This window comes from Nocardia aegles (assembly GCF_052545135.1).
Map to the genome: position 1 here is coordinate 229159 of NZ_JBQWRI010000008.1, position 13079 is coordinate 242237.

The 13079-nt window shown below is 68.5% G+C and carries 10 protein-coding genes and 2 pseudogenes; 8 read left to right on the top strand and 4 right to left on the bottom strand.

Annotated features, from left to right (window positions below; genetic code table 11):
• The first annotated feature begins 169 nt into the window (after positions 1-169).
• Together ACT89H_RS22400 and ACT89H_RS22405 are read left to right on the top strand one after the other, a co-directional pair.
• Positions 170-931, top strand: coding sequence for a hypothetical protein (locus ACT89H_RS22400; RefSeq protein WP_445110598.1), 762 nt, complete (start codon positions 170-172; stop codon positions 929-931).
• Positions 932-1024: 93 nt separating this feature from the next.
• Positions 1025-1696, top strand: a pseudogene (locus ACT89H_RS22405) (dienelactone hydrolase family protein); the annotation flags it as partial.
• Here ACT89H_RS22405 and ACT89H_RS22410 read toward each other — a convergent pair.
• A complete protein-coding gene (locus ACT89H_RS22410) occupies positions 1677-2798 on the bottom strand; it encodes a CapA family protein (protein ID WP_445110599.1) in 1122 nt (373 codons plus the stop codon). The pseudogene ACT89H_RS22405 and the gene ACT89H_RS22410 sit on opposite strands and share 20 nt — an antisense overlap.
• A gap of 136 nt (positions 2799-2934) precedes the next feature.
• Positions 2935-3465, bottom strand: a complete 531-nt coding sequence (locus ACT89H_RS22415; protein WP_445110600.1) for a hypothetical protein — start codon at positions 3463-3465, stop codon at positions 2935-2937.
• Positions 3466-3786: 321 nt separating this feature from the next.
• Here ACT89H_RS22415 and ACT89H_RS22420 point away from each other — a divergent pair, with 321 nt between their 5' ends.
• Positions 3787-4755, top strand: coding sequence for a TIGR03557 family F420-dependent LLM class oxidoreductase (locus ACT89H_RS22420; protein WP_445110601.1), 969 nt, complete (start codon positions 3787-3789; stop codon positions 4753-4755).
• 86 nt (positions 4756-4841) lie between these two features.
• Here ACT89H_RS22420 and ACT89H_RS22425 read toward each other — a convergent pair whose 3' ends face one another.
• Complete coding sequence (locus tag ACT89H_RS22425; protein WP_445110602.1) at positions 4842-5879, bottom strand: cupin domain-containing protein; 1038 nt, start codon at positions 5877-5879, stop codon at positions 4842-4844.
• A 167-nt stretch (positions 5880-6046) separates the two neighbouring features.
• Here ACT89H_RS22425 and ACT89H_RS22430 point away from each other — a divergent pair, with 167 nt between their 5' ends.
• Positions 6047-6187, top strand: coding sequence for a hypothetical protein (locus tag ACT89H_RS22430; protein ID WP_445110603.1), 141 nt, complete (start codon positions 6047-6049; stop codon positions 6185-6187).
• Here ACT89H_RS22430 and ACT89H_RS22435 read toward each other — a convergent pair.
• Positions 6177-7313, bottom strand: a complete 1137-nt coding sequence (locus ACT89H_RS22435) for an NAD(P)/FAD-dependent oxidoreductase (protein WP_445110604.1) — start codon at positions 7311-7313, stop codon at positions 6177-6179. The two genes, ACT89H_RS22430 and ACT89H_RS22435, sit on opposite strands and share 11 nt — an antisense overlap.
• A 188-nt stretch (positions 7314-7501) precedes the next feature.
• On the opposite strand from ACT89H_RS22435, the gene ACT89H_RS22440 reads away from it, so the two are divergent.
• The 4 genes and pseudogenes from ACT89H_RS22440 to ACT89H_RS22455 all read left to right on the top strand — a co-directional run bounded on the left by ACT89H_RS22440 (position 7502) and on the right by ACT89H_RS22455 (position 12153).
• Positions 7502-8869 carry a wax ester/triacylglycerol synthase family O-acyltransferase gene (locus tag ACT89H_RS22440; RefSeq protein ID WP_445110605.1) on the top strand — a complete coding sequence of 456 codons (1368 nt, stop codon included), beginning with the start codon at positions 7502-7504 and terminating at the stop codon, positions 8867-8869.
• Between the two features lie 21 nt (positions 8870-8890).
• Positions 8891-9113 (top strand): annotated as a pseudogene (locus ACT89H_RS22445) (pyridoxamine 5'-phosphate oxidase family protein); the annotation flags it as partial.
• 306 nt (positions 9114-9419) lie between these two features.
• Complete coding sequence (locus ACT89H_RS22450; RefSeq protein WP_445110606.1) at positions 9420-11063, top strand: MFS transporter; 1644 nt, start codon at positions 9420-9422, stop codon at positions 11061-11063.
• A gap of 187 nt (positions 11064-11250) precedes the next feature.
• Positions 11251-12153, top strand: a complete 903-nt coding sequence (locus tag ACT89H_RS22455) for a universal stress protein (RefSeq protein WP_445110607.1) — start codon at positions 11251-11253, stop codon at positions 12151-12153.
• Positions 12154-13079 lie beyond the last annotated feature (926 nt).

Below are 13079 nucleotides of genomic sequence, written 5' to 3' on the forward strand. Positions count from 1 at the left end.
TGTGTCGATTGGTTCGGCGCGGCGGAGTGGCGCAGGGTCACGCGATCGTTACCTCGCCGACGCCAGATCAGACTTCGCAGTACCGGCTCGCCGCATGCCGCTTGAATCCTTCCCACCGGCGGTGAGTCGGGCGAGAATTCGGGCGGAGACGCGACCATAAACTGAGGTTATGGTGCAGCCAACGCCCTGGCAGTCGGACGAAACGCGAGACGACCGGTCCGCACAGCAGAACCCGGCGCCCAGCGGCGCCGGCGTGCCGGCGAAGGCGATTCTGACCGCGCTGCGTGGGCATTGGGGCTATGTGTGGGCCGCGGTCGGCGGTCTGGTGACGCTGGTGCTGCTGTTCCAGCCGTGGCTCACCGCCGCGGGTGCCGATGGCAAGGTGAGCACGAACGCGTTCGGCCGGATGGAGATCACCACGCGGTTCCTCAACGTCTGGTCGCGATCGGCGCCTCCCGGTGCCCGGATCACCGGATTCTGGGCTCTGCTGGCCTGTGCCGCGATCGTCGTCGCGATTTTCGCGGTCGTGGTGAACCTGCGTCTGCGCATCGAGGCGCTCGATCGGCTGGCGACGCTGGCCACGGTGGTCGGCGCGCTGTTCGTCGTGTTCACCGTGCTCTACATCAACAGCAAGGGCCCGGAGTTGAAGGCGATGGTCGGACGCAGATCGGATCTCGGGGGACAGATCGGATCGCTGATGAACTGGGCGTTCGGCAACGGCAGACTCGTCGTGCCCGGTATCGGGCAGGTGGCCTACACGTCCGCTGCGCTCACGCCGTGGGCGCTGCTGGCGGGCGTGACATCGCTGGGCTCGGCGGTCGCCGCCGTCACCCAGTGGGTCCGCAACCGGTCGGGCAACCTGTTCCGTCTCCCGGTGCGCGTCCACATCGTGAAGTCGGAGAAGTCCGACGAACCCGAGGACGCGGGCTGATCATCGACCGTCCGTGGTCAGTCGTGCGGACGAAAGCCCTTCCCCTCTTGCGCAGGACCGACCTGATCGGGTACGCCGGATAGCAGGAGGTGTTCGATGCCGTCCGCACACCGGTCCCCGACGCGAACAGAAGAGGTCATCGTGCCGTCGGAGTACACCCGGCTGGCCGGGGTACTGGCTGTCCCGTCGGAGTGCACCGCGCTGGTCGCCTTCGCGCACGGCAGCGGCAGCGGCAGGCGCAGCCCGCGAAACCGGTTCGTCGCCGAGGTCCTCAATCAGGCGGGTTTCGCGACAATGCTGGTGGATCTGCTCACTGTGGCGGAGGAGGGCGATCGCGCCCGCGTGTTCGATATCCAGTTGCTCGCTCATCGCCTGGTCGAGGTGACCCACTGGCTGCGAACGCGGCCGGAGCTGCGCGGCCTGCCGACCGGATATTTCGGGGCGAGCACCGGCGCGGGCGCGGCACTGTGGGCGGCGACCGAACCGGGCACCGAGATCGCGGCGGTCGTCTCCCGTGGCGGTCGTCCGGATCTGGCCGGTGCGCGGTTGGCCGCGGTCCGCGCGCCGACGCTGCTCATCGTGGGCGGCAACGACAGTCGGGTGCTGGAGATGAATCGGGAGGCCCAGCTACGGATGCCGTGTCCGAGTGAGCTGGACATCGTTCCGGGCGCGACACACCTGTTCGAGGAACCCGGTGCGCTCGAGCAAGTCGCCGATTCGGCGGTTCAATGGTTCCACCGCCATCTCACCGTCGTGCGGCACTGAACACCACGGGGAGGTCGTCGGTTCCGCGGGCGACACGAGTGCCGAAGCGGCGGCTGATGTCCTCCAGTTTCGCGCAGAGCCAGCGGGATTCGGCCCGCGGTGCCCATTCCAGGCGCATGTGCCGTACCTGGAGTGGAATGAGCCGGACCGCTGCCGGCCCGCGATCGACCGATACGAGGTACAGCGGGTGCAGATCGGTGTGGTATCGCTCGTGGCCACGAATACCTTCGTAGTCGTCGATGACGTCGCCGCACCCGTACAGGATGGGTTTGCCGCGGTAGATTTCGATCGGACGCGGATGGTGCGCGGAGTGCCCGTGCACCACGTCGACTCCGGCATCGATCAACCGATGCGCGAACTGTGTTTCGGTGCGCGTGACTTCGTAGCCCCAGTTCGGTCCCCAGTGCACGGAAACGATGCCGATGTCGTTGTCGTGCGTATGCGCCGCCACCTCGGCGGCGACATCGTCGGCCGCCGCGGCGCCGGGGGAGTAGCCTACCCGCCACAGCCCCGGCCGGTCGCGCCGCGCCGACCATGATTCCGGAACACCGCTGGATCCGGCGGCGACCGACACGATCACCACGCGGCGCCCGTCGGCGAGTTCCACCGTGGCGGGGGCGCGGGCGCCCGCCAGATCGGCGCCGGCGCCGGCGCGGCCGATATGCGCGGCATCGAGCGCTTCGATGGTGTCGGCCATCCCGGGAATTCCGAAGTCGAGCACGTGATTGTTGGCCAGCGCGCAGATCACCGGTGCGATCGCGGTCAACGCGGGCACATTGTCCGGGTGCATCCGGTAATGAATGCCTTTGGCGGGGGCGAACGCGCCGTCGGCGGTGATCGACGTCTCCAGGTTGAGCAACCGCACCTCGGGATCGAGCTGGGCGAGCAGCGGCAGCACATCGCCCCACAATTGGCGGTATCCGACCGGATGCGGGAACTCGCCGTGCGCGCGTTCGGCCAGTTCGACGTAGGTTCGGGCGTCGTCGACGTACCGTTCGCGCAGCCTCGGATCACCGGGATGCGGCAGGACCTGGTCCACACCTCGGCCCAGCATGACGTCGCCGCCGAGCAGCACCGTCACCATGACACCATTGTCGATCATCGCGGTCTCGATGTGAACGTGCCGCCGGTCGGGTGCTACGCCCGAGCATCCGTGGGTGGCCGGTGGTCGCCGACGTCCCGGAATGGGCTGCCGCGGCGGGCTGCCTCGTCGAACGCCGGCGCACGCCCCGCAGGGGTCACCTGCCGGTCATCGAGAGCAGCTGTTGCGGGTCGTCGGCGTAGACGGTCGCGATGACATTCGCTCGCGTGGCGAGATCACGGGCGAGATCGCGGATCTCCTCCGGCGCGGTCGGGTCGGTGTCGATCCCGGTCAGCAGATCACGGGTATGGATCGCCGTTGTCTGCGCGCAGCGTCGCAGGCGGGCCTTCGCGAGGGTGTCGAGTGCGGTGGGACTGAGGTAGCGCTGAATGTGCTCGCCGCGATCGGTGACCTGGTTGACAATCGGTTCGGTCGCCGCGTCGGTGAGCCAGCGCTCCGCGTCGGCCGTGATCTCGAAGACGAGATCGTGGTCTCGGATGTCGGTGGGATCGACGGAGGTGGTCAGCAGGGCCATGCTCGCCCGCCCGATCGCGAGGAAGCCGCTCATGGCGTGGGCGAGCAGGATATGCGGGTTTGCGGTCGGCAACTGGTGTAGACGTTCCCCGACGACGGTGACCCAGCAGGCGAGGTGTTCGGCTCCGGTGTCGATCGACGTCGCTGTCGGCATAGCGCGACCATACGCCGTTACCCAGGTGAGACATACGAAGAAACGCTGAAAGTTCGCCAGATGTCGCGAGTCGGTCGAGGGGCGAGAGTCGGCCGCCGGCCGGGTTCGCTCCATCGCGCCGCCACGACAGCTGCTATTGCCGCACTCAGGGTGCCACAGGACAAACCGGCGCGATGCCGCCATTCGGGTCCGGGGCGGCCGGATGGGGTGGTAGCCGCCGCTGCGGGCCCGGCCGAGTTTTCGCTGCCGCCTGCCGGGTATGCGCGCCACGAGCCGGTTCATGCGGTGACCGGCCGCTCCCCGTCGAACCAGGAGGTGGCGATGCGCATCGGGTACAAACTGGCGGCTGAGGCATTCGGTCCCAACGAGCTTGTCCGGCAAGCGGTTCGGGCGGAAGAGGCCGGGTTCGACTTCGTCGAGATCAGCGATCACTTCCATCCCTGGCTGGACAACCAGGGGCATTCGCCGTTCGCTTGGAGCGTGCTCGGAACCATCGCGGCGAAGACCGACCGGATCGAGCTCGCGACCGGAGTGACCTGCCCCATCCTGCGGTATCACCCCGCGATCATCGCGCAGGCCGCGGCCACTCTCGCGATCTTGTCCGGCAACCGCTTCACCCTCGGGGTCGGTTCGGGCGAACGTCTCAACGAACACGTCGTCGGCCGGGAGTTTCCACCCGTGCGCATCCGGCATCGGATGCTGCGTGAAGCCATCGAGATCATCCGCTTGCTCTGGAGCGGTGGCTATCGCTGCTACGACGGGGAATTCCTGTCCCTTTCCGATGCCCGCGTCTTCGATCTGCCCGAGACGCTCCCGCCCATCGTCGTCGCCGGCGCCGGACCGGAGGCCGCACGCATCGCCGCGGAGTTCGGCGACGGGCTGTTCGCCACCGAGCCGAAATCCGACATCGTCGAGCACTATCGCGCCGCGGGCGGTACGGGCCCTCGATACGCGGAAGTCGGCATGGCCTGGGCGCCCGACGAGGACACGGCGGCGAAGGCGGTGCTCGATACGACCCGCTGGGCAGTGACCGGCTGGAAGGTCATGAGCGAGTTGCCGAACCCGGTCAATTTCGCCGCCGCGACCACCACCGTCCGGCTCGCGGACATCCTCGACAACTTCGCCTGCGGCCCGGATCCCGCCCGCTATCTCGACGCCGCCGAGCAGTACGCCGATGCCGGATTCGACCATCTGGTGATGCAGAACGCGGGCCCCGACCCGGACGGCTTCCTGGACTTCTACCGCCGTGAACTCGACCAGCCGCTGCGTGCATTGACGCCGAGCGCCTGAGCGCGAAAGATCCGGGACACTCGAATCGGCGGTAATGCTCGATCCCGCGGTGACGGTGTGACGATGCGGCCGGGTATTTGCCGCGACTACCGGACGAAGGCGTTGCTCCGCGTGACGATCAACGGATCGGTCGGCGTGAAGGGCAGGTCGGGAAGTTCATCGAGGGCGACGCCGAAAGTCGCGGCGAGCACCTTCCGGGAGTAGGCGCTCATCGAGGCGCGGTAGCCGATGTCCGCGGGCGTGGGCTGGTCGAAGAAGATCAGCAAGTGGATCTCGGGGGAGTCGACGACTTCGATGTGGTGCGGGTAGGCGCGCGGAACGAAGTACACCTCGCCCTCGCGCACGATGTAGGTGTCCAGAGTGCCGTCCGGATCCATGATCGTCATCCGCGCCGAGCCGCGATGGACATAACCCATTTCGGCGGTCACCGGGTGCCAGTGCGGTTCGCGCATGCCGTCTTCGCATACCCGCAGCGAGTACATCGAGATGTCGCGCAATGCGGGCCAGAACTGGGCGCGCGCGGTGCGCGCGGAACCGACCGGCGAGTCCACCGGGGCGGGCATCGCCTCGATCGCGAAGTGGTGCGGGTCGCCGTAGTGGGCGGTCCACGGGATATCGGGTTCGCCCTCGCGTCGCACGACGAGCCTGGCGGTGGTGTCGCGCCGGATCTTCGCGAAGGCTTCCGCGGGCAGGTCGTAGGTGTTACCGAGCACCGAATCGGTCATCGCGCCGAGGCCCGCGCTGAATCCGAAGTCCTCCGGTCGTTCGTGGCGAAAGGCGAGGATGAACTCGGCCTCGGTGTCGCCGACGTTCTCCACATGATGCAGCGCGCCGGAGTCGATGTGGAACATCTCGCCCGCGCCCACCAGGAACGAGGAGAATCTGCTGCCGTCGTCCAGGACCGAGACCAGTGCCCGCCCCGCCGTGCAATAGGTGAGTTCGGTGGCGTTGGCGTGCCAGTGCGGTTCGCGGATCGCACCCGGCGCGAGCGTCAGGCGTTTGATCGAAAGCCCGCTGAGAATCGGGAAACTATCGGCGGTGAGCCGAGTGAGGGAGCCGAGTTCGCTGCGGTGGATCTGCTCGCCGTTCTGCAGGGAGGCGACATGGATCGATGGCGTCTGCACGGTTGCTCCTCGCTCGCAATCGAAGGATCGGTTTTGCGCGATCGCGCCGGTCTCGGCGCACGGCAGCCCAAACGAATGGTGGTCACACCAGGTCATAGCCCGATATGGGCCGGGTAATCGCCGAGCGCCGTCCCTTCGGCTTTCGGTCACACTCGCCTGGTCCTTCGGTGGCGTCATCGCGCGCGTGGCGGTCCGGCCGCGACGGGAAGGCGAGCGAGTGGCGCGGCGGTGCGGCCGAGATCGCCGCGGTGCCGACCAGCGCGTGGCGGGCGGACGAGCCGGGCGTGGACGACCCGGTCAGCCGGTGAACCAGCGGCCCAGCCGGGCCGCGGCGGCGGTGGACTTCTCCCGGGCGAGTTCCACCGACGGCGGGGTGAACGGTGCGACCGGCGCGGCACCGGAGAGGAAATCGGCCTCCACCTTGCCGACCAGGCCGCCGCCGAACTCGATGTGGCAGGTGCCCCGCCCGCGGTACCGCTCCGACGGCGCCGAGCCGTGCAACCCGGCCTCGATGCCCGCGGCGACCGTGCGGGCGGCGTCCTCGGCGAACACGCCCGCCCGTGGGACCGGTGCGTCGGCGCAGTCGCCGAGGGCGTAGACACCCGGATACGGCGTCTCGAGGGTGTGCGGGTCGACGGCGATCCAGCCGTCGGTTCCGCCCTCGGTGAGCCCCGATGCCTCGACGACCGCCGGAACCCGGTGCTTCGGGATTCCGATGAACAGGTCGTAGGGTTCGTCTCCGGTCCCGGTGACCGCCACGTGGCGATCCGGGTCGAGCGCGTGCACCCGGCGTCCCGGCGAATAGGCGATGCCATGCCCGGCGAGCGCTTCGACGATGGCGGCGGAGGTCTGCGCGGATACCGGAATCGGTGCGTCCATCGGGGTGAGGAATCGCATGTGCGTGCGCTCTCGGATCCCGCGCCTGGCGAGCGTCTCGTGCAGCAGCATCGCGCCTTCGTACGGCGCGGGCGGGCACTTGAACGGGACACTCAGCACCCCGAGGACCACGGTGCCGCCGTCGAAGCCTGCGAGTCGATCGCGCAAGCGGCGGGCGCCGTCGATCGAGTAGTACTCGTAGCCGTCTTCGACGAAGCCGGGGGTCGCGCCGGGGTCGTAGTCGGCACCCAGCGCGACGACGAGGATATCGGGGTCGTACACGGCCTGGTCGGTGTGGACGCGACGGGTCCTCGGGTCGATCGAGGTGACCTCCTCCTGCCGGAATTCGACGCGCGGATGGATGAAGCGGGAGTACGGCACCCGCGCCTGCTCCGGCGGCAGGTCACGGAACAGGATGTCCAGTTTGGCGAAGCCGAAGGTGAAGGAGTCGTTTCGGTCGATGATGACGACACGGAACTCGTCGGCCGACGAACCCGACAGGCGGGTGGCCAGCTCCAGTCCTCCGAACCCCGCACCGAGAATGAGTACGGTTCGCATACGGCAATTCTTCCCCTGCTGCCGCCGCCGAGTCGAGCGTGCGTGCGGTGCCGCGGACGACCGAGGTCCCAGCCGCCCGCAGGGGCGCGCCGTGGCCGGAGTGCCCCGCATTCGGTGACCTTCGGCCATCATCTACGCCGCCGCGTCGCGCGATGCTGGGGAGACGAAGCTACGTGAATGAGCACCCCATGACAGAACTACGGCCTCTTGATTCGGGCTTCATGGAACTCGAGGACTCCGACCGGCATATCAGTCTCGGAATCGGCGCGGTGGCGGTCATCTCCGGCGCTCCGCCGAGCCGGTCGGAGTTGAGCGGCGTGGTCGCCAGGGGGGTGGAGCGGAACGCGCGCCTGCGCCAGAAGGTGCGCCGGGCGCCGCTCGACCTGGCCACGCCGGTGTGGGAGAACGATCCCAACTTCGATCTCGCACATCACATCCGGTGGACCGCGCTGCCCACGCCGGGTGACGAGACCGCGTTGTGCGAACTGGTGGCGTCGGAACTGGAGGAGCGACTCGATCGCGATCATCCACTGTGGCAGTGCGTCGTCGTCGAACACCTCGCGGGCGACCGCTGGGCACTGCTGGTGAAAGCACATCACAGTCTGGTGGACGGGGTATCCGGAATATCGGTGTTCCGAAGTTTCTGCGACGCCGTGGCCGGGGAGCCGCGAGACTCCGGGGCCGAGCCGCACGGCCGTCCCGCGGTGCGCTGGCCGGATCTGGTTCGAGCGCTGCCACGGCTGCCCGTCGCGGTGCCGCGTTCGGTGGTCGCTATGGCGCGCGGTCTGGCTCCGCTGCTGTCCGCCGTCGTGTCGCCGGCCACCGAGTGCTCGCTCAACGGCCCCATCGGACGTCAGCGCCGGTATGTCGTGGCCCGGGCCGCGCTGTCGGATGTGCACGAGATCGGTGCGGCGTTCGACGTCACGGTCAACGACGTCGTCCTGGCCGCGGTCGCCGCCGCTTATCGTGAACTGCTGGGCGGCCGCGACGAACGGCCGTCGCCGGACAAACTGCGTATCCTCGTTCCGGTCTCGATGCGCTCGGAACAGGCGAAATACACACTGGACAATCGGGTTTCGGCGGTGCTGCCGTTCCTGCCGATCGAAGTCGCGGAGCCGGTGGAGCGGTTGAAGGCGATCCGGGAGCGGATGAACAGGCGCAAGTCGGGAGGCGAAGCGCAAGCGGAGAAGTCGGTGCTCGCGCTGGTGGGCCTGCTGCCGTTCGCGCCCCTGGCCTGGAGTCTCCGTCTGCTGGCACGATTTCCGCAACGAGCCGTCGGGGCGCTGGTGACGAATGTGCCCGGCCCGCGGGAACAGCTGACCGTGCGCGGGCGCGTGGTGGCGGAACTGTTGCCTGCCATGCCGATCGCCATGCGCTTGCGCACCGCGATCGCGGTCCTCAGCTATGCGGGCGACCTGAGCTTCGGCATCACCGGAGATTACGACACCGTACCCGATATCGCCGTGCTCGCCGAAGGCATCGAGCGGGAGATCCGGCGGTTGCGGGAGCGTGCCGGGATGCGGCGACCGCGCAGACCCGAGGTCAGCCGAGGGTGACGTGCCTTCTCGGCGGTGGGTTCCCGGTCTCCGGGACCGGCCGTGGCGTACGAGGCCGACGACATCGACGCGGTGACCCAGGTGGGCTGGTCGGTCGTCGTGACCGGTCTCGCCCCGCACGGTGACCGACCCCGAACGGATCGCGCGCTATACGCGGCTGCTGCGCCCATGGGCCGATGGGCTCATGGACACGGTCATCGCCATCGAACCCACGATCGTGACGGGCGTCAGGCTGCTCGGCGAGCAGGGGGAGGTCAGCGCCGCGGACCGTGCCGGGTTCGGTGATCACCGCGAGTACTTGTCGAGCCGCGGTGGCCGACTGTGATCAAATGAGGGGGCTGTGACGGCGTTCCCTCCGGCCGCTCGCGACGATCCGAATCGAGCCGGGCGGGGCGCGTGGCCGATCTGGCCACCGGACCAGAACGCGGCAGGTGGCCCCGCGAGCCGCCCGCCGGTGCCGGGGCGTTGCTCGATTCCGGCACGATGACCGCTGCCGTAGCCGAGCGCTCGGGGCCCGAGCCGCTCGGCTGAACCGGGACGGAACCGACACATGAGCATCGAGAGTTCTTCGGTATCGCAGGCCAGGCCGAATTCTGTTCTGGTGCTGGGGGTGCTGGCCGCGGGCCAATTCCTGATGACGCTCGACAGCTCGGTGATGAACGTGTCGATGGCGACCGTGGCCCAGGACGTCGGTACGACGATCACCGGTATCCAGACCGCCATCACCCTCTACACGTTGGTGATGGCGTCGCTCATGCTGACCGGCGGCAAGGTGGGCACCATCCTGGGCCGTCGCCGAGCATTCGGCCTCGGCCTGGTGATCTACAGCGTCGGTTCCGCCACCACCGGCCTGGCGCCGAATCTGCCGACTCTGTTGTTGGGTTGGTCGCTGCTGGAAGGAATCGGCGCGGCCCTGATCATGCCCGCGATCGTGTCCCTGGTCGCGGCGAACTTCGCCCCGGAACGCCGCCCGGCGGCCTACGGGTTGGTGGCGGCGGCGGGCGCGATGGCGGTCGCCGTGGGCCCGCTGCTCGGCGGCGCCGTGACGACCTACGCGTCCTGGCGGTACGTCTTCTTCGGCGAGGTCGTCATCGTCGTGTTGATCCTGCTGGTGCTGCGCAGGGTCGAGGACGCCCCGGCCGAGCGGGTCCGGCTCGATCTCGTGGGTTCGCTGCTGTCGGTGGCCGGGCTCGCCATGGTCGTCTTCGGCGTCCTGCGATCGAGCACGTGGGGCTGGGTGCGGGTGAAGCCGGGCGGTCCCGCCCTGCTCGGACTTTCCCCGGTCATCTGGCTGCTGATCGCCGGGCTACTGGTGTCGTACTCGTTCCTGCGGTGGCAGACCCATCTGGTGGACACCGGACGGGAGCCGCTGGTCGACCCGGGCTTGCTGCGTAATCGGCAGCTCACCGGTGGCTTGAGCATGTTCTTCGCCCAGTTCACCGTGCAGGCCGGGGTGTTCTTCGCGGTGCCGCTGTTCCTGTCGGTGGTGCTCGAACTCAGCGCTCTGGGAACAGGCGTCCGCATCCTGCCGTTGTCGGTGGCGCTGGTTGTGGCGGCGACGGCGATTCCGAAGTTCCGGCCGCACGCGAACCCGCGGCGCGTGGTGCGGCTGGGCCTGGGGTCGATGATCGCGGGCATCCTGATCCTGGTCGCCGGGCTGGACCCCGGAGCGAACGCCGGGGTGGTGTCGATTCCGATGCTGCTGATGGGACTGGGACTGGGCGCTCTGGCCTCGCAATTGGGTGCGGTCACTGTCTCGTCGCTCCCGGATGCGCAGAGCGGCTCGGTCGGTGGGCTCCAGAACACCGTCACCAATCTCGGCGCGTCGCTCGGCACCGCATTGATCGGCTCGGTGCTCCTCGCGACCCTGACCTCGTCGGTCGTCACGGGCATCGAAAGCAACCCCGCGATTCCCGCGTCGGTCCAGCAACGGGCGACCACCGAGCTGGCCGACGGTGTGCCGTTCCTGTCCAACAGCCAGCTCCGGGACGCCCTCGACGCCGCGGGCGTCGAGGAGGCCACCGCGAACGCCGTCATCGCGGTCAATTCCGAGGCGCGGCTGGAAGCCTTGCGGGTGGCGTTGGCCGTCACAGCCCTGCTGGCCATCGCCCCGCTGTTCGCCACCGGCAGACTGCCGCGGCGAACGGCCGCAGCGCCGAAACGGGACGACGCGGGCGCCGCCGACGATTCCTGAACTGCCTCCGACCAGTACTGCCGCCGGCTGCGCGGGGCGACCGATGACGCGAGGTCCGACGGCCCGCCCGGGGAATGACCTTCGTCTCTGCCGCATCCGTGCGAGACGCGAGATGCTCGATGCCGATGGCAGCGGCGCCGCATACGACCCGCGGTGCGGCACCTGTCTCTCGACGGAGGGAATCCACATGACCACCGAAAGCCTCTCGCGCGCAAGCGACCTCGACTCTCCCATGGTGGCGGCCGTCGACGGCTCGGCCAGTTCGTATCAGGCGGTCGCCTGGGCCGCAGTCGAAGCCGCGCTGCATCATCGCGCGCTGCACATCGTCACTTCGATGGCGATCCCAACCGGTTTCGGGCCCGGCATCTCACTGGGCGAGGCCGACCTGGAGTGGTTGCGCGGCGACGGCGAGCGCATCCTCGCCGATGCCGCCCGGGTGGCGCGGACGGCGGTACCGGGCGCCGAACCCGCCATCACCACCGAGGTGACTTTCGAACTGATCACTCCCATGCTCATCGAAAGGTCCGCGCGAGCGTGGATGCTGGTGGTGGGCAGCCGCGGGATGGGTGCGTTCCAGCGGGGGCTGCTCGGCTCGGTGAGCACCGCGACCACCCATCACGCGCGCTGCCCCGTCGCGGTGATCCACGGCATCGCGGCGATCGACGCGGTGTCGGCCCGGCAGCCCGTGCTGGTGGGCGTCGACGGGACCGACAACAGTGTGGCCGCCGTGGAGCTGGCATTCGAGGAGGCGTCGCGGCGAAAGGTCGACCTGGTCGCGCTGCACGCCTGGAGCGACACCAGCGGTCTGGACGTGCCGGCCCGGGGCTGGGATGGCGCGCGCGAAGCGGCGGAGGCGGTGCTGGCCGAGAGTCTGGCCGGCTGGGCCGAGCGCTACCCGGACGTCGCGGTGCGGCGCGTCGTCACGGCGGACCGGCCGGGACGATCGTTGCTGGACGAGTCGGCGAACGCACAGCTGGTGGTAGTGGGCAGCCACGGACGAGGAGGGTTCGCCGGCATGCTGCTGGGATCGACGAGCAATACGCTGCTGCACTCGGTGGACGTCCCTTTGATCGTCGTTCGATCGCGATGACGGATCACGTGTGATCCCTTGTCCCCAGCACTGACCCGGCGTCGGGCGCAGTGCTGCCCCCAGTGGGCGACGATGTCGCTGACCGCCGGTCCGTGGCGGGCCCGCCTGGGCTGGTCGCCCACGGTGGCGATCGTCATCGAAGTGGAGAAGGCGGCGCGACGTGGTCGCCGATCCGGCGCGCCCGCTCCGATTCTCACAATGGCGGTCTTGGACGGGCGAGGGAACGAATGGTGCTGTGCGACATCGCGGGATCGCGACATCGCGGGATCGCGACATCGCGGGATCGCGACATCGCGGAATCGCGACATCGCGGAATCGCGGTGATCTTCTCCGGACCGGACCCGATGGGCAGCAGGAGACTCCGCGCCGATTTGCCGAACTCGCCTACCCGGAATTTCTTCGCGGATGTATCCGAGCGACCGGCACGCGGCTTCGGCGCCGCCTCGATTGCATTGTGGGCACACTGTGTTCGACGCCGTGCGAGTCCGCGCCCGGCGCGGCAGCCGTGCCGATCGGTCGGCCTTCGGCGCCGGTCGTCGGTGTCTGCTCGGTCCGCCGTCGGCGGCGTGAATCCGTGGACTGACCGGGACGACATCCGACCGTTGGGGGCTGATCGACCTCCGCCCGCTCGGGTCCGTCCACGCGTGGACAGCATCGTGGCCGCTGGATTCCTCGGGCGAACCGGCCTTGTCTGGATGTGGTTCCCGGCACCGGTGTTGCGCGAAGAACGTTCGGGCGCTTGATATAGGCAAAATACCAGACGGAAATATGTTCGGCGAGTGGGTATTCTTGATGGCGGATTGCCGTCCTATGAAAGCGATACTTGTCCGAAATGGACGTAGAGACAAAAAAGTTTGGCTTGGGGGCGTATTTTGACAAGTCGCTCGTCGATTGCCAGATTATTTGCGTAAGTACTGATAAGTATT

Coding starts and splice junctions, on each gene's coding strand:
- ACT89H_RS22415 (WP_445110600.1), bottom strand. CDS start 3,465: ATGCCGACAGCGACGTCGATCGACACCGGAGCCGAACACCTCGCCTGC.
- ACT89H_RS22450 (WP_445110606.1), top strand. CDS start 9,420: ATGAGCATCGAGAGTTCTTCGGTATCGCAGGCCAGGCCGAATTCTGTT.
- ACT89H_RS22440 (WP_445110605.1), top strand. CDS start 7,502: ATGACAGAACTACGGCCTCTTGATTCGGGCTTCATGGAACTCGAGGAC.
- ACT89H_RS22400 (WP_445110598.1), top strand. CDS start 170: ATGGTGCAGCCAACGCCCTGGCAGTCGGACGAAACGCGAGACGACCGG.
- ACT89H_RS22420 (WP_445110601.1), top strand. CDS start 3,787: ATGCGCATCGGGTACAAACTGGCGGCTGAGGCATTCGGTCCCAACGAG.
- ACT89H_RS22435 (WP_445110604.1), bottom strand. CDS start 7,313: ATGCGAACCGTACTCATTCTCGGTGCGGGGTTCGGAGGACTGGAGCTG.
- ACT89H_RS22410 (WP_445110599.1), bottom strand. CDS start 2,798: ATGATCGACAATGGTGTCATGGTGACGGTGCTGCTCGGCGGCGACGTC.
- ACT89H_RS22455 (WP_445110607.1), top strand. CDS start 11,251: ATGACCACCGAAAGCCTCTCGCGCGCAAGCGACCTCGACTCTCCCATG.